General features: G+C 69.7%; 26 protein-coding genes. 25 read left to right on the top strand and 1 reads right to left on the bottom strand.

The features are described from left to right. Nucleotides 1-46: 46 nt before the first annotated feature. From nirD to E3O46_RS02250, 21 genes are all read left to right on the top strand, one after another. Entirely contained in the window at nucleotides 47-391 is a 345-nt protein-coding gene (gene nirD / locus E3O46_RS02350; protein ID WP_134449583.1) for a nitrite reductase small subunit NirD, read from the top strand. A gap of 81 nt (nucleotides 392-472) precedes the next feature. Then, nucleotides 473-1,870, top strand: coding sequence for an MFS transporter (locus E3O46_RS02345; protein ID WP_134449584.1), 1,398 nt, complete (start codon nucleotides 473-475; stop codon nucleotides 1,868-1,870). A gap of 126 nt (nucleotides 1,871-1,996) precedes the next feature. After that, a complete protein-coding gene (locus tag E3O46_RS02340; protein WP_134561041.1) occupies nucleotides 1,997-4,144 on the top strand; it encodes a molybdopterin oxidoreductase family protein in 2,148 nt (715 codons plus the stop codon). Further along, a complete protein-coding gene (locus E3O46_RS02335; RefSeq protein WP_134561033.1) occupies nucleotides 4,137-5,969 on the top strand; it encodes an NAD(P)/FAD-dependent oxidoreductase in 1,833 nt (610 codons plus the stop codon). Before E3O46_RS02340 ends, E3O46_RS02335 begins: the two co-directional genes overlap by 8 nt. A 100-nt stretch (nucleotides 5,970-6,069) precedes the next feature. Continuing rightward, a complete protein-coding gene (locus tag E3O46_RS02330; RefSeq protein ID WP_134561032.1) occupies nucleotides 6,070-7,305 on the top strand; it encodes an AI-2E family transporter in 1,236 nt (411 codons plus the stop codon). A gap of 156 nt (nucleotides 7,306-7,461) precedes the next feature. Further along, complete coding sequence (locus E3O46_RS02325) at nucleotides 7,462-8,319, top strand: class II fructose-bisphosphate aldolase (RefSeq protein ID WP_134561031.1); 858 nt, start codon at nucleotides 7,462-7,464, stop codon at nucleotides 8,317-8,319. A gap of 3 nt (nucleotides 8,320-8,322) precedes the next feature. Continuing rightward, nucleotides 8,323-9,141 carry an HAD-IA family hydrolase gene (locus E3O46_RS02320; protein ID WP_134558590.1) on the top strand — a complete coding sequence of 273 codons (819 nt, stop codon included), beginning with the start codon at nucleotides 8,323-8,325 and terminating at the stop codon, nucleotides 9,139-9,141. Further along, nucleotides 9,138-9,785, top strand: a complete 648-nt coding sequence (dhaL, locus tag E3O46_RS02315; protein ID WP_134561030.1) for a dihydroxyacetone kinase subunit DhaL — start codon at nucleotides 9,138-9,140, stop codon at nucleotides 9,783-9,785. Before E3O46_RS02320 ends, dhaL begins: the two co-directional genes overlap by 4 nt. Before the next feature lie 74 nt (nucleotides 9,786-9,859). Next, nucleotides 9,860-10,855, top strand: a complete 996-nt coding sequence (dhaK, locus tag E3O46_RS02310; protein WP_134449589.1) for a dihydroxyacetone kinase subunit DhaK — start codon at nucleotides 9,860-9,862, stop codon at nucleotides 10,853-10,855. 27 nt (nucleotides 10,856-10,882) lie between these two features. Next, nucleotides 10,883-11,524 (top strand): maleylpyruvate isomerase N-terminal domain-containing protein, encoded by a 642-nt coding sequence (locus E3O46_RS02305; protein ID WP_134561029.1) that lies wholly within the window; start codon nucleotides 10,883-10,885, stop codon nucleotides 11,522-11,524. Nucleotides 11,525-11,627: 103 nt separating this feature from the next. Continuing rightward, nucleotides 11,628-11,897 (top strand): 30S ribosomal protein S15, encoded by a 270-nt coding sequence (rpsO, locus tag E3O46_RS02300; protein ID WP_134449591.1) that lies wholly within the window; start codon nucleotides 11,628-11,630, stop codon nucleotides 11,895-11,897. A 214-nt stretch (nucleotides 11,898-12,111) separates the two neighbouring features. Next, nucleotides 12,112-12,414, top strand: coding sequence for a hypothetical protein (locus E3O46_RS02295; RefSeq protein WP_134561028.1), 303 nt, complete (start codon nucleotides 12,112-12,114; stop codon nucleotides 12,412-12,414). Next, a complete protein-coding gene (locus tag E3O46_RS02290) occupies nucleotides 12,414-13,397 on the top strand; it encodes an FAD:protein FMN transferase (RefSeq protein ID WP_134561027.1) in 984 nt (327 codons plus the stop codon). Before E3O46_RS02295 ends, E3O46_RS02290 begins: the two co-directional genes overlap by 1 nt. After that, nucleotides 13,394-13,951: a ferric reductase-like transmembrane domain-containing protein gene (locus E3O46_RS02285; protein WP_134561026.1), complete on the top strand. Its 558-nt coding sequence runs from the start codon at nucleotides 13,394-13,396 to the stop codon at nucleotides 13,949-13,951. Before E3O46_RS02290 ends, E3O46_RS02285 begins: the two co-directional genes overlap by 4 nt. Continuing rightward, nucleotides 13,948-15,189 carry an NADH-ubiquinone oxidoreductase-F iron-sulfur binding region domain-containing protein gene (locus E3O46_RS02280; RefSeq protein ID WP_134561025.1) on the top strand — a complete coding sequence of 414 codons (1,242 nt, stop codon included), beginning with the start codon at nucleotides 13,948-13,950 and terminating at the stop codon, nucleotides 15,187-15,189. Before E3O46_RS02285 ends, E3O46_RS02280 begins: the two co-directional genes overlap by 4 nt. Beyond that, nucleotides 15,186-15,446, top strand: a complete 261-nt coding sequence (locus E3O46_RS02275) for a ferredoxin (protein WP_134449596.1) — start codon at nucleotides 15,186-15,188, stop codon at nucleotides 15,444-15,446. The genes E3O46_RS02280 and E3O46_RS02275 overlap by 4 nt, the downstream gene beginning before the upstream one ends. A 64-nt stretch (nucleotides 15,447-15,510) precedes the next feature. After that, nucleotides 15,511-16,695 (top strand): DUF4232 domain-containing protein, encoded by a 1,185-nt coding sequence (locus tag E3O46_RS18520; RefSeq protein WP_241987321.1) that lies wholly within the window; start codon nucleotides 15,511-15,513, stop codon nucleotides 16,693-16,695. A gap of 122 nt (nucleotides 16,696-16,817) precedes the next feature. Beyond that, nucleotides 16,818-17,246: a hypothetical protein gene (locus tag E3O46_RS02265; RefSeq protein ID WP_134561024.1), complete on the top strand. Its 429-nt coding sequence runs from the start codon at nucleotides 16,818-16,820 to the stop codon at nucleotides 17,244-17,246. Next, nucleotides 17,240-17,524: a helix-turn-helix transcriptional regulator gene (locus E3O46_RS02260; RefSeq protein ID WP_134449598.1), complete on the top strand. Its 285-nt coding sequence runs from the start codon at nucleotides 17,240-17,242 to the stop codon at nucleotides 17,522-17,524. The genes E3O46_RS02265 and E3O46_RS02260 overlap by 7 nt, the downstream gene beginning before the upstream one ends. Next, nucleotides 17,521-18,498, top strand: a complete 978-nt coding sequence (locus E3O46_RS02255) for an NAD(P)-dependent alcohol dehydrogenase (RefSeq protein WP_134558599.1) — start codon at nucleotides 17,521-17,523, stop codon at nucleotides 18,496-18,498. The genes E3O46_RS02260 and E3O46_RS02255 overlap by 4 nt, the downstream gene beginning before the upstream one ends. A 62-nt stretch (nucleotides 18,499-18,560) precedes the next feature. Beyond that, nucleotides 18,561-20,093 (top strand): amino acid permease, encoded by a 1,533-nt coding sequence (locus E3O46_RS02250; protein WP_134561023.1) that lies wholly within the window; start codon nucleotides 18,561-18,563, stop codon nucleotides 20,091-20,093. A gap of 118 nt (nucleotides 20,094-20,211) precedes the next feature. Here E3O46_RS02250 and E3O46_RS02245 read toward each other — a convergent pair whose 3' ends face one another. Next, nucleotides 20,212-21,918, bottom strand: a complete 1,707-nt coding sequence (locus tag E3O46_RS02245) for an alpha-glucosidase (RefSeq protein ID WP_277612951.1) — start codon at nucleotides 21,916-21,918, stop codon at nucleotides 20,212-20,214. 157 nt (nucleotides 21,919-22,075) lie between these two features. On the opposite strand from E3O46_RS02245, the gene E3O46_RS02240 reads away from it, so the two are divergent. The 4 genes from E3O46_RS02240 (at nucleotide 22,076) to E3O46_RS02225 (ending at nucleotide 26,892) form a co-directional block, all read left to right on the top strand. After that, nucleotides 22,076-23,071 carry a dihydroorotate dehydrogenase gene (locus E3O46_RS02240; protein WP_241975287.1) on the top strand — a complete coding sequence of 332 codons (996 nt, stop codon included), beginning with the start codon at nucleotides 22,076-22,078 and terminating at the stop codon, nucleotides 23,069-23,071. Further along, entirely contained in the window at nucleotides 23,068-23,988 is a 921-nt protein-coding gene (locus E3O46_RS02235; RefSeq protein WP_198413679.1) for an iron-sulfur cluster-binding protein, read from the top strand. The genes E3O46_RS02240 and E3O46_RS02235 overlap by 4 nt, the downstream gene beginning before the upstream one ends. Before the next feature lie 142 nt (nucleotides 23,989-24,130). Further along, nucleotides 24,131-26,413, top strand: a complete 2,283-nt coding sequence (locus tag E3O46_RS02230; RefSeq protein ID WP_134449603.1) for a polyribonucleotide nucleotidyltransferase — start codon at nucleotides 24,131-24,133, stop codon at nucleotides 26,411-26,413. 143 nt (nucleotides 26,414-26,556) lie between these two features. After that, entirely contained in the window at nucleotides 26,557-26,892 is a 336-nt protein-coding gene (locus tag E3O46_RS02225) for an ArsR/SmtB family transcription factor (protein WP_134449604.1), read from the top strand. Nucleotides 26,893-26,916: the final 24 nt, after the last annotated feature.

Raw genomic sequence — 26,916 nt, 5'->3', positions numbered from 1 at the left:
GAATCGCCCACCCGGCAGGCATACCTCACAGAAAGCGGGATCACTCGTGAACCACCCCGGCACCTGGATCCGCGTCTGTTCCCTCGACGAACTCGAGCCGCTCTGGGGCGAAGCCGCCCTCGTCGGCGATGAGCAGCTCGCCATCCTGCTGCTTCCGAACGGCGGCCTCTACGCCGTCGACAACCGTGACCCCGCAACCGGGTCGTTCGTGATGAGCCGCGGCATCGTCGGCTCGCGCGGTGACCGGTTCACCATCGCCTCGCCCCTGCACAAGCAGGTCTACGACCTCGAGACCGGCGAATGCTTCACCACCGCCGAGTACTCGCTGCGCACCTATCCGGTCAGGGTCGAGGACGGCGAGGTGCATGTGCACCTCTCCGAAGCCGCCTGACGTTTCCCCCGACGTTTCCCCTGACTCTTTCCCCGATCTTCCCCTGTCCGTCCCCTGCACACCCCTCCCGAGGAGAACACCATGACTGCAGTCGATACCCCCACAACCGGTCTCCGCACCGGCCCGAGCCTCGTCCACCGCCCCGGCCGATGGATCGACAACTGGAACGCCGAAGACACCACCCAGTGGAACGACGGCGGCAAGGCCATCGCCTCCCGCAACCTGAAGTGGTCGATCTTCGCCGAATTCCTCGGCTTCGTGATCTGGCAGCTCTGGAGCATCGTCGTCGTGCAGCTGCCCAAGGCCGGCTTCACCTTCGACACCGGCCAGATCTTCTGGCTCATCTCGATGCCGAGCCTCGTCGGTGCGACGCTCCGCTTCCCATACACGTTCATGGTGGCCCGCTTCGGCGGCCGCAACTGGACCATCATCTCCGCCGGCCTGCTCCTGATCCCGTCGATCGCCCTCGGGATCTGCGTCGGCAACCCGGCCACCCCGTTCCCGGTGATGCTCTTCGTGGCTGCTCTCGCCGGCCTCGGCGGCGGCAACTTCGCAAGCTCGATGTCCAACATCACCTACTTCTACCCGCAGAGCCAGAAGGGCTGGGCCCTCGGACTCAACGCGGCGGGAGGCAACCTCGGTGCCGCCGTCGCCCAGCTCGTCGTCCCGATCGTGATCACCATCGGTGCCGCCGGAACACTCAACCTCTCGCTCGCCGGCTGGTTCTGGGTGCCGTTCATCCTCGTCGCGATGTGGGGCGCCTGGAAGCACATGGACAACCTGTCGAGCGCCAAGGCCGACTTCGCCGGTTCGCTCGCCGCGCTCCGCGAACCGCACCTCTGGATCCTCGCCCTGCTCTACATCGGCACCTTCGGCTCCTTCATCGGCTTCGCGAGCGTCTTCCCGAAGCTCATCGCCGACCAGTTCCCGGCATACTCGACCTTCCACATCATGGCCGCGTCGATCTCCCTCGCCTTCCTCGGCGCCCTCGTCGGTTCCCTCGCCCGCCCGGCCGGCGGCAAGCTCGCCGACCGTTTCGGCGGAGCCCGCGTCACGATCGCGGCCTTCGGCGTGATGGCCCTCGGCGCGCTGCTCGTGATCGCGGTGCTCTCCCTCGGCAACTTCTGGCTGTTCCTCGCGAGCTTCCTGCTCATCTTCGTCGCGACCGGTGTCGGCAACGGGTCGACGTACCGGATGATCCCGAGCGTCTTCGCCGCCCGCAGCGGCGTCAGCGACGCCCACACCAACTCGGGCGACGTGAGCACCCAGCGGAAGACCGCAGCAGCCCTCGGCCTCATCTCCGCGATCGGCGCATACGGCGGATTCATCATTCCCCAGGTCCTCGGCAACTCGAAGATCGCGACCGGCAGCTACACCGGCGCGATCTACGGTTTCATCGGCGCCTACCTCGTGATGATGGCCGTCACCGCGTTCTTCTACCTCCGCCGCGGCTCCTCCGTGGCCGGGCAGCGCATCTAGCGCGCGCCCGTTCCCGCGCCATCACCGACGCCACCAGCAACAGGAGACCCCGTGACCGCACCCCTCGCATCCGCCGCCCGCCCGGGCGTCGACACGCACTGCCCATACTGTGCGCTGCAGTGCGCGATGACCCTGACACCGACGTATGCCGAGATCGGCATGCAGTCGGGTGGTGCCGGTGCTGGCACGGATACCGCGGCGCGGCCCGGTCTGACCGTCGCCGGCCGGGCGTTCCCCACCAACCGGGGCGGCCTGTGCAAGAAGGGCTGGACCTCCGCGGAACTGCTCACATCCCCGGAACGGATCCTGACCCCGATGCTCCGGCAACCGGACGGCGGCTTCGCCCCGGCGAGCTGGGCGGAGGCGCTCGACCTCGTGGCCGAGCGGCTCGCCGGGAGCCGGGCGCGGCACGGCGCCGACTCGGTCGGGGTGTTCGGCGGCGGCGGGCTGACCAACGAGAAGGCCTACCAGCTGGGCAAGTTCACCCGGGTCGCGCTCGGCTCTTCCCGGATCGACTACAACGGCCGGTTCTGCATGTCCTCGGCCGCGGCAGCGGGCAACCGTGCCTTCGGCGTAGACCGGGGATTGCCGTTCCCGGTCGAGGACCTCGACGCGGCGGACACCATCCTCATCCTCGGCTCCAACGTCGCGCAGACCATGCCGCCGTTCATCGGTCATCTCGAGGGCGCCCGGAGCGCCGGCGGCCTGATCGTCGTCGACCCGCGTCGCTCGGCGACCGCGCGCCTCACCGAGGACGGCGGTGGCATGCACGTCCAGCCGACGCCCGGCAGCGACCTCGTGCTCCTGCTCGGCCTGACCAACATCGTCATCACCGAACGCCTCATCGATACCGACTACCTCGAACGGCGCACGGTCGGCTTCGAGGCCCTCCGCCGCAGCGTCTCCCGGTGGTGGCCCGAACGGGTGCAGCAGCTCACCGGCGTTCCGGTGCCGCAGCTGCGCGAGCTCGCCCGCCGGCTCGCGGCCGGATCGGGCACATACATCCTCACCGGGCGCGGCGTCGAGCAGCACGTCGACGGCACGGACACCGCGACCGCCGCGATCAACCTCGCCCTCGTGCTCGGCCTCGTCGGCACCCGCCATTCCGGCTATGGAACCCTGACCGGGCAGGGCAACGGCCAGGGCGGTCGCGAGCACGGCCAGAAGTGCGACCAGCTCCCCGGCTACCGCAAGATCACCGACCCGGCCGCCCGCGCCCACGTCGCCGGCGTCTGGGGCGTCACGCCCGAGAGCCTGCCGGGGGCCGGCGTGCCCGCGATCGAGCTGCTCGACTCGCTCGGCGTGTCCGGCGGCGTCCGCTGCCTGCTCGTGCACGGCTCGAACGTCGTCGTGTCCGCCCCGGACTCCAACCGGGTGCGTGCCGGCCTCGAGGCTCTCGATTTCCTCGTGGTCTGCGACTTCTTCTTCTCCGAGACCGCGCGCTTCGCCGACGTCGTGCTGCCGGTCACCCAGTGGGCGGAGGAGGACGGCACGATGACCTCGCTCGAGGGCAGGGTCATCCGCCGCCGTACCGCGATCGGCGCGCCGGACGGGGTGCGGAGCGAACTCTGGATCTTCCAGGAACTCGCGCGCCGGCTCGGCTCCGCCGGCACCTTCAGCGCCGACCCGGCCGAGGTGTTCGACGAGCTCTGCCTCGCGAGCGCGGGCGGCCTGGCCGACTATTCCGGACTGAGCTACGGGCTGCTCGACACGGGGGAGGCCGCATACTGGCCGTACCCGGTCGGGTCGACCGGAACCCCGCGGCTCTTCCTCGACCGTTTTGCGCACGCAGACGGCCGCGCGCGCATCGTCGCCGTGCACGCGAGGGTGACGGATGCGCCGGCCCAACGGGACGGTACGGTCACGCTCATCACCGGCCGGCTCCTCGAGCACTACCAGTCGGGGGCCCAGACCCGCCGGGTCCCCGAGCTGCACCAGGCCCAGCCTCAGGCCAGGCTCCAGGTGCACCCGGCGACCGCGGCCCGACTCGGTCTCGTCGACGGTGGCGAGGTCGAGGTCGGCAACATGCAGGGAACCGTGACCTGTGTCGCCGAGGTGACCGGCGGCATCCGCCCAGACACCGTGTTCCTGCCGTTCCATTTCCCCGGTGCCCAGCGCGCGAACCTGCTCACCCTCGGGGCCACCGACCCCGTCTCGGGCATGCCGGAATTCAAGCGCACGACCGTGCGGGTGCGCGCGCTCGTGCGGACACCGGGGTCCGGGCCTGCCGGTCCCGTTTCCGTCCCGTCGATTCGAACGGATGCCCATGCCTGAGCCGATCCCCGCAGCACCCGTCGGGAGCGTTCCCGCTGCCGTTCCCGCTGCCGTTCCCGCTGCCGTTCCCGCAGCCGTTCCCGCTTCCCCGGCGCCGAGCCGGATCGTCCTCGTCGGCTACGGCCCGGTCGGGGCCCGCCTCGTCGAGGAGCTGCTCCCGGTCGTGCGGGCCGGCCTCGCCACCCTGACCGTCGTCGGAGCGGAGTCGGCGGACGCCTACAACCGGGTGCTCATTGCCGACTACGCCGTCGGCCGCTCCGACCGGGACACCCTCGAGGTGACGGACACCGACGCGGCCAGGGCGGCGGGCGTCGACATCCGCACCGGCGAGATCGTCACCCGGATCAACCGGGTGCGACGCACGGTGACCCTCGGCGACGGCACGGACCTCGGCTACGACCGGCTCGTGCTTGCGACCGGTGCCCGGGCCAACGTCCCGACCCTCGACGGGGTGACCCGGCTGCGCCGCACCCTGATGCGCCCGCCGACGGATGCCGGTGCACTCGACACCGCCGACGCGCCGTTGCCGCGCGGGGTCACCGCGCTCCGCGACCTCGACGACGCGGCGACGGTGCTCGAGACCGTCCGCTCCGGAGGCCGGATCGTCGTGCTCGGCGCCGGGGTGCTCGGCATGGAGTTCGCGCTTGCCGCGGCCCAGGCCGGGAGCGACGTCTGCGTCGTCTACCACGCCGACATCCCGCTGAACCGCAATCTCGACCGTGGCGGCGGAACGGTGCTCGCCCGCAGCGCCCGCAGGGCCGGCGTCACCATGGTCAGCCACGCCAGGGCCGAGAGCATTCTCTTCACCGTCGACGCCGACGGCCACGACCGCTTCGACGCACTCATCTGCGCCGACGGCAAGCAGATCCCCGGGGACCTGCTCGTGCTCAGCTGCGGCATCGGCGCCCGCACCGAACTCGCCGGCCTCGCCGGCCTCAGCGTGTCGACGGGCATCCTCGTCGACGAGTCCCTGCGGAGCTGGACGGACCCCGCCGTCTTCGCGATCGGCGACTGTGCGCACGTCGCCCCCCGGCCGGCCCCCGGCGCCTCCACGGCCACGCCTGCCGGAGGGCCCACCGGCCTGATCGGACCCGGCTGGCGCCAGGCCGACTGGCTCGCCGCCCGCTTCGCCGCGGAAATCGAGCACGATGCCCGGGCTGGGGCAGTCACTTCTCCTGCGACTGCCGCCGCCGATGTGGCTGCTCCCGCCGATTTCGGGCCGGCGCTCGCCGTGCAGGCGCACGGCGTCGTCATGCTCAAGGCGGAGGGCATCGACGTCGTCGCCGCCGGCGACACGAGCGCTGACCCCTGGGACATCGACCCTGCGCACCCGGACGACGGCCACGGGGCCGCCGAGCCCGTTCACGGCAGGGACTGCGCGGCGGCACCGGGCGCGACCGCGCCGCGCCTGGGCGTGTCGCAGTGGTCAGACCCCGAGCACGGCCGCTACGTGAAGATGGTCACGCGCGGCGGCATCCTCACCGGCTTCATCTGCGTCGGGATGCCGCGCACCGGTGCCGAACTCGCCCTGCTCTTCGAGCGCGGCAGCGAACTGCCCGCCGACCGTTCGCTGCTGCTGCGCTACGACGGCCCCGACGTCGACCCGGCGGGCGGCGGCGACGCCTTCGCCCCCGACGCGACGGTCTGCTGGTGCAACGGGGTCACGGTCGGCGCGATCACCGCGTCAGCGGCGGCCGGAAACACCGACGTCGCCTGCATCGGCTCGGCCACCCGCGCCGGAACCGGCTGCGGCGGGTGCAGAGGCCGAATCGGCGAGGTCCTTGAGCGTTTCGCCCTGACGAATTCGACGGAGATTGTGGGCTGAACACCCCGAAAATGTGCCTCCCACAGGTGTGAAACTCAAAAACTCCGTCGAATTGGTGAGGTTCGGGGACGGCGGCCCGACCCGGCCTACCATGGGACGCATGCGAGCGAAGCCCGAGCGAACCCCTCAGCAGGCACAACGGCAGACACCACGGCAGACTCCGGCTGAGTCCGCCGGGTCCGAGCACTCTGGTGCCAGGGACAGCACCCTGAAGTCGCTGCTCGTCGACCGGCTGGGGTGGCTGAGCATCCGCAGCGCCCAGCTGATCGTCGTGATCGTGCTGGGAATCGGCGTGGTGTTCGCCCTCGTGCAGCTCAAACTCGTCGTGATCCCCACGCTCGTCGCGCTCATCCTGGCGGCGGCGCTCAGCCCACTCGTGCGCTGGCTGCGCGCCCGTGGAGTGCCGCGAACGCTGGCGACCTGGCTCACCCTGCTCGGCGGGGTCGTCGTGCTCGGGGGCATCGTGACCCTGATCGTCTTCGCCGTGCGCAACCAGTGGTCCGAGCTCGTCACCGCGGCCTCCGACGGCCTCGACCAGTTGCAGGGCTACCTGACGACCGGCCCGCTGTCGCTCGATGCCACCCAATTCGAGGCCGCCAGGAACGCCGTGATCGGCTTCGTGACGAGTGCCGAGTTCGGCAGCGGCGCACTCGCCGGGGTGTCCGCCGCGGCCGAGGTGCTCACCGGAGCCGCCCTCGTCGTCGTCATCCTGTTCTTCTTCCTCAAGGACGCCGCGTCGATCTGGGCCTTCTTCCTGACGCCGTTGCGCGGCTCCGCCCTCGCGCGCGCCCGCCGCATCGGCACGACCGCACCGACGGTCCTCGGACAGTACGTGCGCGGGACCGCGACCATCGCGCTCTTCGACGGCGTCGTCATCGGTGCGAGCCTGGCCATCCTGCAGGTGCCGCTCGCCCTGCCGCTCGCGGCGATCGTCTTCCTCACAGCATTCATCCCCTTGATCGGCGCGACGATCGCCGGGATCCTCGCCGCGCTCGTCGCCCTCGTCTTCAACGGGCCGATCGTCGCTCTCATCGTCGTGGTCATCGTCGTCGTGGTCAACCAGCTCGAAGGCGACCTGCTGAACCCGATCGTGATGGCCGGCGCACTCAAGCTGCACCCCCTCGTGATCCTCGTCGCCCTCACGGCGGGCACCGTGCTCGGCGGCATCGCCGGCGCGGTGCTCGCGGTGCCGCTCGTCGCCGTCGCGTGGTCGATCGTGCGCGTCTGGGACCACCCCGTCGCCGTCGCCCCGAGCCCGCCGCCGCGCCGATTCTTCCGCGGAAAGTCCGGTGCCGGCGGCACGTCGGCCGCTGCCCGCGTCCAGCGCGACGGCTGACCCAGGGACAGGATCCACCTCCTCGGGCCGTGAGGCCTGAGAGCTGAGGCCATTGTCGGGGCCGGGGTTGCAGCCTACGATGTCGGCATCCGGCTGACGGCGACCCGGTGACACCCGGGCCCGGACACCGGCCCCACTCCGGCGAGGAGGCCTGGAATGTCGGTGTCCACCCTGAAATCGGTCGTCGACCGCGCGTTCGCGGAACGCTACGGCGTGCCGGCGATCAACATCGTGAACGACCTCACGATGGAGGCCGTCCTGGCCGGGGCGGTCGAGGCGCGGTCACCGGTGATCGTGCAGACCTCGGTCAAGACCGTGAAGTCGATCGGGTCGCGTGTGCTCTTCAGCATGTGGGAATCGATGACCGCCGGCATCGACGTGCCGGTGGTGCTGCACCTCGACCACTGCCCCGACCGGGCGGTCATCACCGAATGCCTCGAGCGCGGCTGGAACTCGGTGCTCTTCGACGCGTCCCGGCTCCCGGTCGCGGAAAATCAGCGGCAGACCATCGAGGTCGTCGCGGAGGCCCGCACCTTCGGTGCGCACGTCGAGGGTGAGATCGAGTCGATCACCGGGGTCGAGGACGGCATCGGCTCGGACACGGCATCCGCGAGGCAGTCCCTCGAGATCTCCCTGCGCTTCATCGAGGAGACCGGCGTCGACGTTTTCGCACCCGCGATCGGCAACGCCCACGGCGTCTACACCCGGGAACCGGTCCTCGACTTCCGGCGGGTGAGCGACATCGTCACGGCGCACCCGATCCCGATCGCCCTGCACGGCGGGAGCGGCCTGAGCCCGGGCCAGTTCGCCGAACTCATCGCGCTCGGGTGCGCCAAGGTCAACATTTCCACGGCGCTCAAGATCACCTTCATGCAGTCGAGCCTCGCCTATCTCAAAGACGCGGAGGCGCGCGACAAGTGGGACCCGCCATCCTTGTTCGGGCAGGTTCGTTCCGACATCGTCGCGCTGACCCGTGGACTCGCCGAGCAATTCGGCAGCGCAGGGAAGGCCTGACGGATGCCGGCCCTCATCTTCGACTGCGACGGCGTCCTCGCCGACACCGAGCGCGACGGCCACCTGCCGGCGTTCAACCAGACCTTCCGGGAATTCGCCGTCCCTGTACGGTGGAGCGATTCCGACTACGCCGTCAAGGTCAAGATCGGTGGCGGCAAGGAGCGGATGCGGAGCGCCGTGACGCCCGCGGTCGCCGCCGTCATCGGCCTTCCGGACGATCCGGGCGCCCTCGACGAGGCCGTCGCGCGCTGGCATCGACGGAAGACCGCGATCTACACCGACGCCGTGGCGCGCGGCGCACTCCCCGGCCGCCCCGGCATCAGACGGATCACGGCGGACGCGGACGCGGCAGGCTGGACGCTCGCCGTCGCATCCACGTCGGCTGAGGCATCCGTCCGCGCCGTGCTCACCGAGGCGGTCGGACCCGACCTCGCCGCGCACTTCCGGGTCTTCGCGGGGGACATCGTCGCGGCCAAGAAGCCAGCCCCCGACATCTACCTCCTCGCCCTCCGCGAACTCGGTGTCCCGGCAGCCGAGGCCCTCGTCATCGAGGACAGCGCCAACGGCCTCCAGGCGGCGCTCGCCGCGGGTCTCCGCACGCTCATCACCGTCAGCGGCTACACGGCGGCCGAGGACTTCACCGGCGCCTCCCTCGTCGTCACCTCGCTCGGCGACCCCGGCGGCCCCACCGCGATCACCCTGAAGGACCCGCTGCGCCTCGACGTCGGCCGCACCGTCGAACTGACCGATCTCACCGCCATCCTGGCCGCACCAGGACCGATCACACCAGGACCGACCTCCCCGGAACCGGAGACCCCATGACCCGCAGCAGTCTCGACGACACCGAATTCGTCGTGCACAGCATCGCCCAGACCGCGGTCGACAACGAACGCGAGTTCGGCGACCTCGACGCCGTCGTCGGCGACGGCGACTTCGGGTTCTCCCTCGCCCGCGGCTTCGAGATCGTTTTCGCCGACTGGCCGGAATTCGACCGCAGTTCCCCCGCCGACTTCCTGAAGAAGATCGCCCTCGTCATCTCCGGACGGATCGGCGGAACCTCCGGCCCGCTCTGGGGCACCGCGTTCCTGCGGGCATCGGCGGCCGTCGCAGGCAAGACCGACCTCGACGGCGACGACGTCGTCGCCATGCTCCGGGCAGCGACAGAGGGCATCAAAGCGCGGGGCAAGTCCGATCTCGGCGACAAGACCCTCCTCGACGCCCTCGTCCCGGCAACGGATGCCTTCGAGGCCGAAATCCACGCCGGGAGTGCCGGCACGGTTGCGCTGGCCCGTGCCGCCGTCGTCGCGCGGGAACGCGCGGACGCGACGAGCTTCCTGCAGGCCCGCCGCGGCCGGGCGAGCTACACGGGGGAACGCAGCATCGGTTCCCCAGACCCGGGGGCCGTCGCCGTCGCCGTGATCTTCGAACGGCTCAGCCGGGAATGGGCCGCGCGCGACGACCTCTGATCCACACGACCTTCCGCACGCTATTCCGCACGATCTGCTGCACGTTCCGGACCACCCACGAAGGAGATGGACACATGAAGAAATTCGTCAACGACCCGAAAATGTACGTGCCGGATATGCTCAAGGGCATCGCCCTCGCCAACCCGGACACCCTCCGCTACGAGCCGAAGTACAACCTGATCATGCGCGCGGGCGGCCCGAACCCGAACAAGGTGTCGATCATCCAGGGCTCCGGTTCCGGGCACGAACCCGCCCACGTGATGACCGTCGGCCGGGGGATGCTCGACGCGGCCTGCCCCGGCGACGTGTTCGCCGCCCCGCCGATGGACTACGTCTACGAAACCACCAAGCTGATGGCCTCGCCCAAGGGCGTGCTGCTGCTCGTGAACAACTACACCGGCGACCGGATGGCGTTCGAAATGGCCCAGGAGATGGCCGCGTCCGACGGCATCAACGTCAAGACCCTGTTCATCGACGACGACGTCGCCGTGCAGGACTCGACCTGGACGGTCGGTCGTCGCGGCGTCGCGGGCAACTTCTTCGTGATGAAGGCCGTTGGAGCGGCCTCCGAGGCCGGCGCCTCCCTCGACGAGCTCGTCCGGATCGGCGAGAAGGTCGACAGCGTCACCCGCACGATGGGCATCGCCCTCACTTCCTGCACCCCGCCCGCGAAGGGGTCACCGCTCTTCGAGCTCGGCGAGGACGAGATCGAGGTGGGCGTCGGAATCCACGGCGAACCCGGCCGCCGGCGGGCCAAGCTCACGACCGCTGACGAGATGACCGACGAGATGCTTGAGGCCGTCGTGAACGACCTGCCCTTCGTCGCGGGCGACCGCGTCGCTCTCATGATCAACGGGCTCGGCGGCACCCCGATCAGCGAGCTCTACATCCTCTACGGGCACGCGCACGACGAACTGACCCGCCGCGGCATCACGGTCGGGCGCAGCTACGTGGGGGAGTACTGCACCTCCCTCGACATGGCCGGGGCTTCGCTCACGCTCGTGCGTCTCGACGACGAGATCGAGGGCCTGTTGGCCGCGCCCGCCGAGATCGCCGCCCACGTGTTCTAGCGGATGCCGCCGCTCTAGAATGACGCGATGACCAGTTGGAATGAAAGCCGGGCCGCCTACCGGGATGCCGCGGGCTGGTTCGCCGGAACCACCGCGACGATCACGGACCAGTGGGAGCGGGTCGCGCTCGGGGAGTGGACCGTGCGCGACCTCGTCGGCCATACCAGTCGCTCGCTCCTCACCGTGGAGAGTTATCTTGCGGCCGGGCGCGAGGTGTCCGTCGACCCGGAGCACCCGCCGGAGGTCGAGATCGGGAGCGCTGTCGACTACTACGGCGTGATCGGCGTCGGGGCCGGCGATCCTGCCGCGGTCGCGGAGCGCGGCAGGGCGGCCGGACGGGCCCTCGGGGCCGAGCCCGCGGTATCCGTCGCCGGCATCGTCGGACGCGTGCTCGCCGAGGTCGACCGCGCGACCGGCGACGAGTTCGTGCTGACGCCCTTCGGCGGGATGTTGCTGGCCGACTACCTGCCCACGCGCGTGTTCGAACTCGCCGTGCACGGCTGCGACCTCGCCGCGAGCCTCGGCATTCCGCCGACGGTGCCGGAGTCCGCGGTGTCGATCGCCGTGCACCTGCTCGGCGACCTCGCCGTGCGCGGAGGCAAGGGCCCGGAGCTGCTTCTCGCCGGCACGGGGCGTGGACCGTTGACCGACCGGTTCAGCGTGCTCTGAATTCTGCTAAGCTCTCTAGGTTGCCGTCCAACGGCCGCGGAACAAGAGAGCCCAGGCATTCGGCCCACGGGCACCGCGCAGTGAGAGAAAGGGGATCCCATCTATGGCACTCGAAGCTAATGCTAAGAAGGCGATCATCGAAAAGTACGCTACCCACCCAGGCGACACCGGGTCCCCCGAAGTCCAGATTGCCATGCTCACGCAGCGCATCCTCGACCTCACGGAGCACCTGAAAGAGCACAAGCACGACCACCACTCCCGTCGTGGCCTGCTTCTCATGGTTGGTCAGCGTCGCCGTCTGCTCGGCTACCTGTCCGACATCGACATCGCCCGCTACCGCTCGCTCATCGAGCGTCTCGGACTGCGTCGCTAGTCAGGCACGAAACCGGAAGCCGCGTCGATATCGCGCACTTCTGAAGCTGAACTTCAACGAAACGGGCCGTCACCTTCGGGTGGCGGCCCGTTTTGTCTGCCTGCGCGTGGACCTGTGAGCCTCCGCAGTGCGCCTCTCCCTAACACCCTGTTCCCTCAAGGTGGCTGCATAGGAAACCCATAGAGTCCGCTGGCACCGTAGTTAGTGTCAACGAATGAAGGGTGGCACGGAGATGAATGCTCACGAACGCGGTAAGAAGCTCAGCCGGATCGTGACCGGCACGATCGGACTCCTCGCCGTCGTCGCAGCCTCTGCGCTCGGCCTGCACGACTGGGCCGACTCGCTCGCCACGCAGGACGCCTCCGCGACCACGACGACCACGACGACCTCGGGCGACTCGGGCACGACGTCCGGGAGCACGACGACCCAGGCGACCGCCGCCCCCGCGGCGCCCGCTGCGCCGAGTGTGTCCTCGGGCAGCGGAACCAAGGTGCACGCCAAGACGAGCGGGTCCTGATGGCCGCCGTCGCGACCCTCGCGACCGACGACTGGAGTCTCTGGAGCACGAGCGCCCGCCTCGTCGTGACCGACCCCGCGCTCCTCCCGGAGGCCCGCCGGATCGCCGACGCCGTGCTCGAGCGCGTGGAACTCGCCTCGAGCCGGTTCCGCCCGGACTCCGAGATCCTGACGAAGGCCCCGCTCTTCCCGGTCGGTGCCCTCGTGAGCGACACACTCGCCGAACTGATGCGCCTCGCCCTCGCCTCCGCGGCGGAGACCGACGGCGATGTCGACCCGACCCTGGCCAACGCCCTCGGCGCGATCGGCTACGACCACGACATCCGCCTGATCCTCGACGACGGCGTCCCGGTGCGCGCGATCGCCTCACCCCGGCCCGGCTGGGCGAGTGTGCGCCTCGTCGGCAACCGCCTGACCGTGCCGGCCCACCTCGGCATCGACCTCGGAGCGACCGCGAAGGCCGCCGCCGCCGACCAGGTCGCCGCCCGTATCGTCGCAGAACTCGGCTGCGGCGTGCTCGTGAGCCTCGGCGGCGACATCGCGACCGCAGGTCCGGCGCCCGCGGGAGGCTGGCAGGTCCTGGTCCAGGATGCCCCGATCGACCCGAGCGCCCACGTGACCCTTGCCGAGGGCCTCGCCCTCGCGACCTCGAGCACCCAGAAGCGCCGCTGGACGAAGGCCGGCCGCCCCCAGCACCACATCCTCGACCCCGCCTCCGGGCTGCCCGCCGAACCCGTCTGGCGCAGCGTCACGGTCGCGGCCGGGACCTGTCACCGGGCCAACACGCTCAGCACGGCCGCGATCGTCCGCGGCCACAAGGCCGTCGCCTGGCTGCGCGAACTCGGCGTTCCCGCGCGCCTCGTCGACGCCGAGGGTGTGGTCGTCTCCCTCGGCGGCTGGCCGGACGACAACCGGTCAGAGGCCCTGGAAACCTCGGAAACCCCGGCTGCAGCCGACGCCGAAGCCGAAAGGTCGTTCCTGTGAACGAGGCGCTCTGGGCGCTCGGTCGCGGGACAGGGGTCGTCTCCCTCGCCCTCTTCACCGTGTCCGTCCTGCTCGGCATCCTGAACCGGTCCGGCAGGCCGCTCTTCACGTTGCCCCGCTTCTCTGTCGCCCTCGTGCACCGCAACGTTGCTCTGCTCGCGACCGCGTTCCTCGCCATCCACCTCGTCACGCTGTTCGGGGACTCCTACGCCCAGCTCCGGCTCGTCGACTTCGTCGTGCCGTTCCTCGGCGCGGCCAAGCCCTTCTGGCTCGGTCTCGGCACCCTCGCCGTCGACCTGATGCTCGCGATCGTGATCACAGCACTCCTCCGCGGTGTCGTCGGCGTGCGGGTCTTCAAGGCCGTGCACTGGCTCACCTACCTGATGTGGCCCGTTGCGCTGCTGCACTCCATCGGCAACGGCACGGATGTCGGCCAGACCTGGTTCATCGCCTTCGCCGCGACCTGTTCGATCGCCGTGGTCGCCGCGCTCGTCTGGCGCCTGAGCCGCGGTTTCATCGAGTACCAGAACGTCAGAGTCGAGAGGGCCTCATGAGCAGCACAGCGGACACCTGGCTGTTCCCCGCCGTCCAGGCCCCGGTCGGCACCGCCCGGCTCACGGCCGCCCCTGCCGCCGACTACGCCACCCACCAGTCGACCTTCGGCCCGCTGCCCGCCCACGCGGATTCGGCGGCACTCCTCGCCGCCCTCCGCGACTCCGGTCTCGAGGGCCGCGGCGGCGCTGGCTTCCCGGCGTGGCGCAAGCTCGCCGCCGTCCCTGCCCGCGAACGAGCCCGCCGCCGCCGCGTCGTCGTGATCGGCAATGCCGCGGAGGGCGAACCCCTCAGCCAGAAGGACGCGACCCTGCTGCTCCGGTCGCCGCACCTCGTCATCGACGGGCTCCTCACCGTCGCCGGCGCCCTCGGCGCCCACTCCGTCTACCTTTACGCCCAGGCCTCGGTGATCGAGTCCGCCACCCGCGCCCTCGCCGAGCGGGCGGATGCCTCCGCGATCGAACTGCGGGAAGCGGCGGACACCTTCATCTCGGGTGAGGCATCCGCCGTCGTCAACGCCCTCGCCGGCAGGGCGCCGATTCCCCAGGACCGCACCGTGCGGCTGACCGAATCCGGCCTCGGTGGCCGGCCCACCCTGCTGCACAATGTCGAAACCCTCGCCCACATCGCGCTGATCGCGCGCTTCGGCGCCGCCTGGTTCCGGTCGGTGGGCACGACGGGGGATCCGGGGACGCGACTCGTCACGGTCGGCAGCGACGGGCATCCGTCGAGGGTGCTCGAGGTCGCAGGCGGGTCCCGCATCGGCGACGTGCTCCGGTTCACCGGAGTCGACACCGGGAGCCTTTCGGCAGTGCTCGTCGGCGGTTACCACGGCGCCTGGCTGCCGGCGTACGCCCTCGAGGCCCGCCTCGACCGCGCCGACCTCGCCGGATTCGGCGCGAACCCCGGCGCCGGCATCCTGATGGGGCTCGGCGAACGGCGCTGCCCGGTCGCGGTCGCGGCCGCGGTCGCCAGCTACCTCGCCGGCGAGACCGCCGGCCAGTGCGGCCCCTGTGTCAACGGGCTCCCGGCGATGGCCGCCGTGCTCGGGCGTCTCGCCACCGGGGACCGCGACCCGGGGCTCCCCGGGGAGGTACGCCGTCTCGCGGCCATCGTCACGGGGCGGGGCTCCTGCAACCACCCGGACGGCACCGCCCGGTTCGTGCTCAGCACGCTCACGGTGTTCGCCGATGACGTCACCGCGCACCTGAACGGGCACTGCCGAAAGGACCACCGATGAATCTGCGCACCCCAGAGGCCCGCGGCCCGGCCGCCGCCCTCCTGCACATCGACTGGACGAGGTGCGACGGCCGCGGGCTCTGCACCGAGATCCTGCCGGAACTGCTGGCCCGCGACGACTGGGGCTACCCGCTCGCCTACGGCTACGGTTCTGCCGGCGCCGGCTCGAACGTGCCGGTCCCGGACACCCTGCTCGCCGCGGCAGCGGATGCCGTGTCCCTCTGTCCACGCCAGGCGCTCACCCTCGTCGACCCCTAGTTCCTCGCCGGTCGCGCCAGCGCAGAGAGGGCCCGTCGACGGGGGAGTGACGTAGGCTCGGATGATGACAAGGCCCGGCCACAGCCCATTTTTCTGGATTCCCGCCCTCGTTGCCTCCGCATGGTGGGTCGTGTGCGCCGGCGCATTCGGCTTCCTGACCTGGTTCGGCCTCGTCCCGACCGCCTTCGTGAAGCACCTCCTGCCTGAGACGATTCCGAGCAACGTCTGGTTCTGGTCCTGGCCGTGGGCCGGCCTGGCACCGCTCGCCTCAGCGGCGGGCGTCTTCGTGGTCTACCTGGTCCTGGCGCGCCTGATCGTGGACAGGACGGACGGATCCCGCGCCGCCCGGTTCTTCGCCCTCTGGTTCGTGGCCGTGCTGACCGGCTTCCTTGCCACCCTCCCGTGGGTGATCAGCGCGATCATCTCCGCATTCCCGCCGTCGCGCGCGGCGTTCGTGCTCGATCCGGCCGGCGAGTCCATGCTCCTCAGCGGATACTGGGGGATCGCCTGGGGCTGGTTGCCGGCCCTGCTCGCCCTGCGCCGGGTCCGGGTGCCCGCCTCCGCAACCGGGTCGACCGCAGATGCCGCCCTTGCGCCCGTCGCGACCGGCCCCTTTCGCAGGCACCCGCTCGCCGTTCTCTGTGGCATCATGGTCGCCGTCCTGGTCCTCTCCGGCCTCGGGGCGGGATTCGGAAGCCGCGCCGAGCGACTCCACGCCGCGGCGGAGAACGCCCTCGCCGACGGCAACACCCTCGGCGCCGTCCCCGATCCGGATGTCCAGGTCACGCCCCCGCCGACCGTTGCTCCCGACGCGGCGGTGGCTCCCGTCGGATGGTGCACGAAGGAAGACACGGCGGTGCTGCTCGGGGATCCCGATGCCGCGACCGGACACCGCACCGTGTCGATCCAGGCCATGAACTTCAGCGACGTCCCGTGCACGCTCAACGGCTACCCCGATCTCGCCTTCGCTGACCAGGCCGGCTCCTACCTCGCCGTCACGCTCGTGCACGGCGGCTCCTTCATGACCACCGACGACGGCCCCCATCCCATCGAAGTCCCGGCCGGCGGATTCGCCATCACCCGACTCGGCTGGGATGCCATGGCGACCGCAGACGTGCCCGTGACCTACACGCTGTACGCGGCCCTGTATCCCGGGCTCGATCGGGGCTCCTGGCCGAGCACCCTCGACATCGTCGCCGGCGGAGAGGTCTCCGTCACGGCGTGGTCCCTCACCGGGGCATCGGACTGAGCCGGCGCGAACCGGGGGCCGGCAACGAAGATGTAGCTTTTCCTTGACACGAAGTATGATTTTCTTTACATTGAGTCATGTCAGCTTTACTTCGCACCGTTTCACGGCCCTCAAGGAGTCCGATGTCAGCCCTGGAAAAGCGAGCCTGGATCAGGCTCGGCACCGCGATCGCCGCGTACGCGACCTATCTCGGCTTCATCCTGATCCGGGAGGACGGCATCCCTCTCCCTGAGGTGCCCTACGTGCCTGCGCTGCTCTGGACCATCGGCGGCGCCATCGTCGTGTCGATCGTGCTCGACATCCTGGTCTCGATCCTGTCGCCGCGGGACGCCGGGCAGGCTGACCAGCGCGACCGCGAGATCGCCCGGTTCGGCGACACCGTCGGCCAGTCGTTCGTCGTGATCGGCGGCGTCGCCGCCCTCCTGATGGCCCTGCTGCAACTGCCGTACTTCTGGATCGCCAACGCGGTGTACCTCGCGTTCGTGCTCTCGGCGGTCCTCGGCGGAATCGCGCGGCTCGTCGCCTACCGGAGGGGCCTGCCCCAATGGTGAGGCCGGCGAAGTCAGCGACCTCCGCGAAGCCGACCCGGGTCACCAACGACATGAGGCGGCTCCGCTTCGCCCACGGCGAGATGACCCAGGCCGATCTCGCCGACCGCACCGGCGTGACCCGCCAGACCATCATCGCCATCGAACAGGGCCGCTATTCGCCGTCGCTCGAGCTGGCGTTCCTGATCGCCCACGCCTTCGGCGTCCCGCTCGACGACGTGTTCCAGTACCCGACGCCATCCCTCACCCCGCCCCTCACCCCGTCAGGAGAAGAATCATGAAGGCCCTCGTCCAGAATCAGTACGGTTCCGCAGACGTCCTCCACCTCGAGGACATCGACGAGCCGGAGGTCGGAGCCGACGAGGTGCTCGTCCGGGTCCAGGCCGCCGGGATCGACGCCGGCGTCTGGCATCTGATGGCCGGGCGTCCCTACCTGCTCCGGCTGTTCGGTTTCGGGCTCCGGGCCCCGAAGCTCCGGGTGCGCGGGCGGGATGTCTCGGGAACGGTCGCGGCCGTCGGGGCCGGCGTGACCCGGTTCCGGGTCGGCGACGAGGTGTTCGGCACCTCGCTCACCGGATCGTTCGCCGAGTACACCCGGGTCCCGGCCGACCGGCTCGCCCCGAAACCGGCGAACCTCGGGTTCGTGGATGCCGCCGCCGTTCCCGTCTCGGCGTGCGCCGCCCTGCACGCCCTCCGCGACGCCGGGAAGGTCGAGGCGGGCCAGAGGGTCCTCGTGATCGGCGCCGGCGGCGGCGTCGGAACCTTCGCCGTCCAGCTCGCCACGGCGCTCGGCGCGACGGTGACCGGGGTCTGCAGCACCGGCAAGGTCGACCTCGTCCGGTCGCTCGGAGCCGCACAGGTGATCGACTACACCCGCGAGGACTTCGCGGACGGAAGGAACACCTGGGACCTGATCCTCGACATTGCCGGAAATCCCACCCTGTCCCGGCTCCGCCGGGCGCTCACCCCGACCGGCACCCTCGTCATCGTCGGCGGAGAGGGCGGTGGCGCCGTGTTCGGCGGGATCGACCGCCAGCTGCGTGCCCTCCTGCTGTCCGGCTTCGTGAAGCAGACCCTGCGCGGGGTCGTCTCCGCCGAGGGCGCCGACGACCTCGAGACCCTCGGGAAACTGCTCGAGGCCGGCACCATCCGGCCCGTGATCGACCGGACGTTTCCCCTCGCGGATGCGGCAGACGGCATCCGCTACCAGCACGCCGGACAAGCCAGGGGGAAGGTCGTCGTCACCGTTCCGTGAGACCCCGGACAGGGGGAGTCGTAGGCTGGGCGGGTACCCAACGAAATGGATATCCCCCTGTTATGAGCATTTGGCGCACCAAAAGCATTGAGGCCTCGATGGCCGACTCCCTCGAAAAGGGCCACAATCTCAAGCGCACCCTCGGCACCTGGGACCTCATGGTCATGGGTGTCGCCGTTGCCGTCGGCGCCGGGATCTTCTCGGTCGGAGCAAAGGCGGCCGGCAGCTACGCTGGCCCGTCGGTGACGCTCGCGTTCCTGCTCGCCGCCCTCACCTGCGCCCTCGCGATCATGTGTTACGCGGAGTTCGCGTCGGCGGTGCCGGTCGCCGGCTCGGCGTACACCTTCACCTATGCGACCCTCGGCGAGCTCCTGGCCTGGATCATCGGCTGGGACCTGATCCTCGAGATGCTCACCGCGGCCGCCGTGATCGCCAAGTACTGGGGCATCTACCTCTCGAGCGTCTTCGAACTCCTGCACTGGAACGTGCCGGCGACCATCAACATTCTCGGCCTCGACGTGAGCTGGGGCGCCTTCGTCATCGTCGCGATCTTCACGACTCTCCTCGTGCTCGGCACCAAGCTCTCCGCGCGGGTCGCGAGCGTCTTCACGATCCTCAAGGTCGCGATCGTGCTCTTCGTCATCGTCGCCGGCGCCTTCTTCATCAACCCGGCGAACTACTCGCCGTTCATCCCCGCCGCTATCCAGACGACGGGTGGAGACGGCGACGTCTGGATGCAGTCCCTCTTCTCCTTCATGACCGGTGCGCACCCGGCCCAGTACGGCCTCTTCGGCCTGCTCGCGGGCGCCTCCCTCGTCTTCTTCGCGTTCATCGGCTTCGACGTCGTCGCCACGAGCGCCGAGGAAGTCAAGAACCCGCAGAAGACCCTGCCGCGCGGGATCTTCGCAGGGCTCGCGATCGTGACCGTGCTCTACCTCGGCGTCAGCCTCGTACTGACCGGGATGGTGCCGTACACGGTGCTCGCGCAGGACCCGAACGCCTCCCTCGCAACGGCCTTCGTCGCCGTCGGAGCCGGCTGGGCCGCCGAGGTCATCTCGGTCGGCATCCTGATCGGCCTGACGACCGTGATCATGGTGCTGCTCCTCGGGCTGTCCCGGGTGCTCTTCGCCATGAGCCGTGACGGCCTGCTGCCCCGCGGCCTCAGCGTCACCTCGGCGAAGCGCGGCACGCCGGCGCGGGTGCAGATCATTGCGGGCACGGCGGTCGCGCTGATCGCCGGCCTCACCAACGTGGGCGTCCTCGAGGAAATGATCAACATCGGAACGCTCTCGGCGTTCGTGCTCGTCAGCATCGCCGTGATCGTGCTGCGGAAGAAGCGGCCGGACCTCAAGCGCGCCTTCAAGGTGCCCTTCTCCCCGTACCTGCCGATCCTCTCGGCCGTGCTGTGCTTCTGGCTGATGCTGAACCTCACAACCCTGACCTGGGTGCGCTTCGCGGTGTGGCTCCTGATCGGCCTCGCCGTGTACTTCGCCTACGGGCGCCGCCACTCCGTGGTCGGCATCGAGGCCAAGCGCGTGTTCGACGAGACCGTACGCACCGAGGCCGTCCGAGAGGAGAACTCGCTCCGCGACTGACCCCTCCCGCGACGAACCCTTTCCGCCAATCCGTTCCGCGAGAGTACGAATTCGGCCCTTTCCGTGTGGCTGAAGGGGCCATTTTCGTACTCTCGCGGGCCGGGCGGGGGCAAGACGCCTAGGGGAGGCGGTAGAGGGTGGCCTCCCAGGGGCGGAGGGTTGCCGACTCCTGGGGCGGGTAGTTGCCGAGGAGGAGGGTGGCCGTCGCGAGTAGAGCGGCGACCGAGGCGGGCAGCGGCGCGGCGAGGGGGGCATCCGCTGCGTTGGCCACGACGAGGAGCGTCTCACCGGCCAGCGAGCGGGTGAAGGCGCAGAGCTGCCCGTGATCGGGCTCGAGCAGCCCGAAGTCGCCGAGGGCGACGACCGGGTTCTCGTGCCGGAGCCGGATCAGTTCCTGGTAGAACCGGAACACGCTCCTCTCGCCCGAACGGTCGGCGGCGACGTTGATCCCGGTGTGGTTCGGGTTGACCGCGAGCCACGGCGTTCCCGTGCTGAAGCCCGCGTTCGGCGACGCATCCCACTGCATGGGCGTTCGGGCGTTGTCGCGGCCCATCGCGTGCACCCCGGCGAGAACGCCTGAAGGTGACCCGTCGAACTCCTCGACGGCCTCACGGTAGTGGTTGAGCGTTTCGATGTCGCGGTAGTCGGCGATGGAGTCGAACCGCACGTTCGTCATCCCGATCTCCTCACCCTGGTAGATGTACGGGGTACCGCGCTGCAGGTGCAGCACGAGCGCCCAGAGGGTGGCGGACTCGTAGCGGTACTCGGCGTCGTTGCCGAACCGGGACACCAGACGGGGCTGGTCGTGGTTGTTCAGGTAGAGGCTGTTCCAGCCGGTCTCCGCGAGGTCGGTCTGCCAGTGAGCGAGGTTCCGCTTGAGCGCGGGCAGGTCAAGGGGGAGGGCGTCGAACTTGTTCGCGCCCTGGTCGAGGGAGACGTGCTCGAACTGGAAGATCATGTCGACCTCGTGCCGGGCAGGGTCGGTGAACAGCACGGCGTCCGCCGTGGTCACCCCCGGCATCTCGCCGACCGTGAGGTGCTCACCGGGGCGCCCGGCGAACACGGCCGCGTGCATCTCCTGCAGATAGTCGTGGATCTGCGGGCCCATCGGGCAGGAGGCGTCCCGCGACGGGGCGGGCCCGTCGACGAGCTCGACCCGCTTGGCGATGAAGTTGATCACGTCCATCCGGAAGCCGTCGACGCCGCGGTCGAGCCACCGGTTCATCATCGCGTAGACGGCCTGCCGCACCTCGGGGTTCTCCCAGTTGAGGTCGGGCTGCTGCACCGCGAACAGGTGCAGGTAGTACTCGCCGGTCGCCTCGTCGAGGGTCCAGGCCGGGCCGCTGAAGAAGCTGCCCCACGCGTTCGGCGGACCGTTCGAGGCGTTCGGCTCGCGCCACCAGTACCAGTCCCTCTTCGGGTTGGTCAGGCTGCTCTTCGACTCGAGGAACCAGGGGTGCTCATCGCTCGTGTGGTTGACCACGAGATCCATCACGATCCTGATCCCTAGCTCGTGGGCCTCGGCGACGAGCAGGTCGAACTGGGCGAGGTCACCGAAGACGGAGTCGATGTCCTCGTAGTCCTTGATGTCGTAGCCGTTGTCGTGCTGCGGAGACGGGTACACCGGGGACAGCCAGAGGGCATCCACCCCGAGCTCTGCGAGGTAGCCGAGCTTGCCGCGGATGCCGGCGAGGTCACCGATCCCGTCCCCGTCGGCATCCGCGAAGCTGCGCGGATAGACCTGGTACACGACACCCGAGGTCCACCAGGGGGCTCCTCCCTCGGGGCCGGCAATCGAATCGGTCACGGGTGTGGGGCTCGTCACGACTGGATCCTTTCCTCGCGCCGGGTGACCGGCGCTGGGGTCGAGCCTAGACCGCGCGGCTGGGGAGGACGAGGATGGCGGCGGCGAACGGCTGATTTGAACATCCACGGAAACGCACGCGATAATTGGACCGCGGAACGGGACGATATTCCCTCCCGTGGACCCGAAGGCAGGCCAGTTGAGCGAGACCCCGCGGCCGACGACGGATGCCCGCCGCACCTTCTTCGCCGCCCGCCCGGCCCCCGTCGCCACGGTCGACCTCAGCGTCAGCATCGGCGGCCTGCGCCTCAGGAACCCGATGATGCCCGCCTCCGGGTGTTTCGGACCCGCCCTCGGTCGGCTCATCCCCGTCGACGAGCTCGGCGCCGTCGTGACCAAGACCGTCTTCGGCGTGCCGCGCGGCGGCAACCCGGCGCACCGGCTCACCGAGATCCGGGCCGGCATGGTCAACAGCGTCGGCATCCCGAGCCGCGGCGCCGCCGGTTACCTCGCCGAACTGCACCCGCGTTACGCCGCCCTCGGCCCGCCTGTGATCATCAGCGTCGGCGCGCACCGGCCTGCCGGGTACGCCCCCGTCGTGCGCGACCTCGGCACGGCAGGCGACGCCTTCGAGCTCAACGTCTCGTGCCCCAACCTCGACCGCGACGGCACCGACATCGGCTCGGACCCGGACGCCATCGAGAGCGCGGTCGCTGCGGTGCGGCTCGAGACCGACAAGCCGATCATCGTCAAGCTCCCCGTCCTCGCCTCCTCGATCGCCGAGTGCGCCCAGGCCGCCCAGGCAGCAGGCGCAGACGCCGTCTGCGTCGCCAACTCGATCCCCGCCTTGCCGCTCGAGGCGTACACCCGCGCCCCCGCGATCGGCAACGTCATCGGCGGCCTCTCCGGGCCGTCGATCCGGCCGATCGTGCTCCGGCTGGTCTGGCTCGCCGCCCGCTCCGTCGACATCCCGGTGATCGCCTGCGGCGGCATCGAGACCGCGGACGACGCCCTCGACTACTTCTCGGTCGGTGCGTCCGCCGTGCAGGTCGGCACCGCCAGTTTCGCCCGCCCGTTCGCGATGGTCGAGATCGTGCGCACCCTGCAGCAGCGCTGCGCGGACGACGGGGTCACCGGCATCCGCGATCTCATCGACCTCTGGAGAGCCCAATGAGCCCGATGAAGACCCCGCCGACCGCTGCGGAGACCCGGGCGGCGCTCGCCAGGCAGGCCGCCTTCGCCGCAGCGGATGCCGCAGCCCTCGACGGCCTGTTGTCCGTGCGCCCCGCAGAGGCCGGGCCGCGCCCCGAGCCGGTCTGGGACGAGGCGACGGTTGTCAATCACGAGGTCGTGCGCGAGCGCTACCACCGGCTCACCCTGTCCTGCGGCACGATCGCGGCAACCGCGCTCGCCGGGCAGTTCCTGATGATCACGGTCCCGCCGCACGGTGGAGAGCGGATCCTGCTGCCACGCCCGATGGCGATCCACCGCCGGAACCCCGAGCGAGGCACGATCGAGGTCATCTACGGCGTCGCCGGCCGCGGCACGACCGCACTCGCCGCGGTCAACCCGGGGCAGCGGCTGCTCGTGACCGGGCCGCTCGGCCGCGGCTTCGAGTTCCCGTCCGGAACCCGCCGGGCACTGATGATCGGCCGCGGCGTCGGCGTGTGCGCCGTGATGGGTTCGGTCGAGGATGCGGCGGCCCGCGGCATCGAGGCGACGCTCGTCGCGAGCGGACGCACCAGGGGGAGCCTCATCGGCTCCGCCGAATGCGCCGAACTCGGTGCGCGCTTCATCCCGGTCACCGACGCGGAGGGCACCGCCGACCTTCCCGCACTCGGGGCTCTCCTGCGCCGCGAGTTCGCCGCCGGTCCGCCCGACGTCGTCTTCGTCTGCGGCGCCGGCGTCCTCACCCGGCTCGCCGCAGAACTCGGCGCCGAATGGGGCGTGCCCGTGCAGGCCTCCCTCGAGGCGCACATGGCGTGCGGGCTCGGCTACTGCCACGGATGCGCGGCCCCGGTCCGCACGGATCCCGCGGTCGAGGGTCCCCTCGTCTGCGTCGACGGCCCGGTCTTCGACGCCGCCGTTTAAGCGCAGATCCGGAGCAAGAGCGCTCTGTTAGACTTGGCGAGGCCAATCTATGGATTGTCCGCACGCCTTGCGCGCCATACGGGTGCGCAAGTCTTCATCGCCGGAATGGCGAGAAGCAAACACAAAAGGAGAGAACCCCCATATGGAGGGTCCAGAAATCACGTTCGCCGAAACCGTTATTGACAACGGCAAGTACGGCACTCGCACGATCCGCTTCGAGACCGGCCGTCTCGCCCAGCAGGCGCAGGGTTCTGCCGCCGCATACATCGACGAAGAGACGATGCTGCTGTCCGCCACGAGCGCGAGCAAGCAGCCCAAGGAAAACTTCGACTTCTTCCCGCTGACCATCGATGTCGAGGAGCGTATGTACGCTGCCGGCCGCATCCCGGGCAGCTTCTTCCGTCGCGAAGGTCGCCCGTCGACCGAGGCGATCCTCACCTGCCGCCTGATCGACCGGCCGCTGCGCCCGTCGTTCGTCGACGGACTCCGCAACGAGATCCAGGTCGTCGTCACCGTCCTCGCCATCGCGCCGGACGAGTACTACGACGTGCTGGCGATCAACGCCGCGTCGATGTCGACCCAGATCGCCGGCCTGCCGTTCTCCGGCCCGATCGGTGGCGTCCGCGTCGCGCTCATCCCCGACCAGAACGGTTCCGGCCAGTGGGTCGCGTTCCCGAAGCACTCGCAGGTTGAAGAGGCCGTGTTCAGCATGGTCGTCGCCGGCCGCGTTGTGACGGATGCCGATGGCAGCGAAGACGTCGCGATCATGATGATCGAGGCCGAAGCCACCGACAACGCCTGGACCTTGATCCAGGGCGGCGCCATCAAGCCGAACGAAGAGGTCATCGCCGAGGGCATCGAAGCCTCGAAGCCCTTCATCAAGCAGCTCATCGAGGCGCAGCAGAAGGTCGCAGCCGCGGCCGCGAAGCCGACAGGCAACTACCCGGTGTTCCCGCCGTACGTGCCCGCCACCTACGACGCCGTTGCCGCGCTCGCCTATGACGAGCTGAAGAACGTCTACCAGATCGCCGACAAGGTCGACCGTCAGAACGCTGACGACGCCCTCAAGGCGAGCGTCAAGACGGCGATCGCCGCGAAGATCGAAGCCGGCGAGCTCGACGCGAGCGCAGCAGGCCAGGTTTCCGCCGCGTACAAGTCGGTCACCAAGCTCGTCGTGCGCTCCCGCGTGCTCAACGAGGGCATCCGCATCGACGGCCGTGGGCTTGCGGACATCCGCCCGCTCGACGCCGAGGTCGCGATCATCCCCCGCGTGCACGGTTCGGCGATCTTCCAGCGCGGCGAGACCCAGATCCTGGGTGTCACGACGCTGAACATGCTCAAGCTCGAGCAGACGATCGACTCCCTGAGCCCGGTCACCAAGAAGCGCTACATGCACAACTACAACTTCCCGCCGTACTCCACCGGTGAAACCGGCCGGGTCGGCACGCCGAAGCGTCGCGAGATCGGCCACGGAGCGCTCGCTGAGCGTGCCCTGGTCCCCGTGCTGCCGTCGCGCGAGGAGTTCCCGTACGCCATCCGTCAGGTCTCCGAGGCGCTGAGCTCCAACGGCTCGACCTCGATGGGTTCCGTCTGTGCGTCCACCCTGTCCCTGCTCAACGCCGGTGTGCCGCTGCGCGCCCCGGTCGCGGGCATCGCGATGGGCCTCATCTCCGACACCGTTGACGGGAAGACCCGCTACGCGGCCCTGACCGACATCCTCGGTGCGGAAGACGCCCTCGGCGACATGGACTTCAAGGTCGCAGGCACGAGCGAGTTCGTCACCGCGATCCAGCTCGACACCAAGCTCGACGGCATCCCCGCCTCTGTGCTTGCCGGTGCGCTCACGCAGGCCAAGGATGCTCGTACGACCATCCTGGCCGTGCTGAACGCCGCCATCGACAAGCCCGACGAGATGGCACCGACCGCGCCCCGCGTGATCAGCGTCCAGATCCCCGTCGACAAGATCGGAGAGCTGATCGGCCCGAAGGGCAAGACGATCAACGCGATCCAGGACGAGACCGGCGCAGACATCTCGATCGAGGAAGACGGCACCGTGTACATCGGCGCCGTGGACGGCCCCTCGGCAGAGGCCGCCCGTGCCCAGGTCAACGCGATCGCGAACCCGACCAACCCGGAGGTCGGCGAGCAGTTCCTCGGAACCGTCGTGAAGATCGCCGCGTTCGGCGCCTTCGTCTCGCTCCTCCCCGGCAAGGACGGCCTGCTGCACATCAGCGAGGTCCGCAAGCTCGCCGGTGGCAAGCGCGTCGAGAACGTCGAAGACGTGCTCGGAGTCGGCCAGAAGGTCCTCGTCGAGATCACCAAGATCGACGACCGTGGCAAGCTGTCGCTCGCCCCGGTCCTCGAAGACGAGTCGGCGTCCGCCGAATCCGTCGTCGAGGTCGCATCGGTGTCCACCGAGGCGTAGTCTTAGGGTTCTGCCGACAACCTCTCGCCAGGTTAGTCGGTTAGACGGAAGGCCCGTTCTGCTTCGGCAGGGCGGGCCTTTTCCGTGCCCAGCCCCAACTATTTGAGAACATTATAAATTGGCGATATAATCAAACGGTGCCGATGACCGGATTGCCCATGGCCCAGCTCAAGGCCGAATTGTTCAAGTCGCTGGGGCATCCGCTGCGCGTGCAAGTGCTCGAACAGCTCGTCGGCGGCGAACGCTCGGTCGGCAGCCTCGCGGAGGTGCTCGGCTCCGAGCTCTCCAACCTCTCCCAGCAACTCGGTGTGCTGCGCCGCGCCGGCGTGGTCGTCACCCGCCGTGAGGGCAACACCATCTTCTACGCGGTCCGTGACGCCGGCGTCGCCGAACTGCTCACCGTTGCGAAGCGGATGCTGGTCGCGAGTCTCGAAGACTCCCACGCGCTCCTCCGCACGATCGAGCAGGACGAGCGCTAGCGGCATCCGCTTCGCGACGGCGGG

It is taken from the genome of Cryobacterium glucosi, assembly GCF_004402235.1.
Classification (GTDB): domain Bacteria; phylum Actinomycetota; class Actinomycetes; order Actinomycetales; family Microbacteriaceae; genus Cryobacterium; species Cryobacterium glucosi.
The sequence above is the reverse complement of the archived record's forward strand: the minus strand, read 5'-3'. Positions and strand labels throughout refer to the sequence as shown.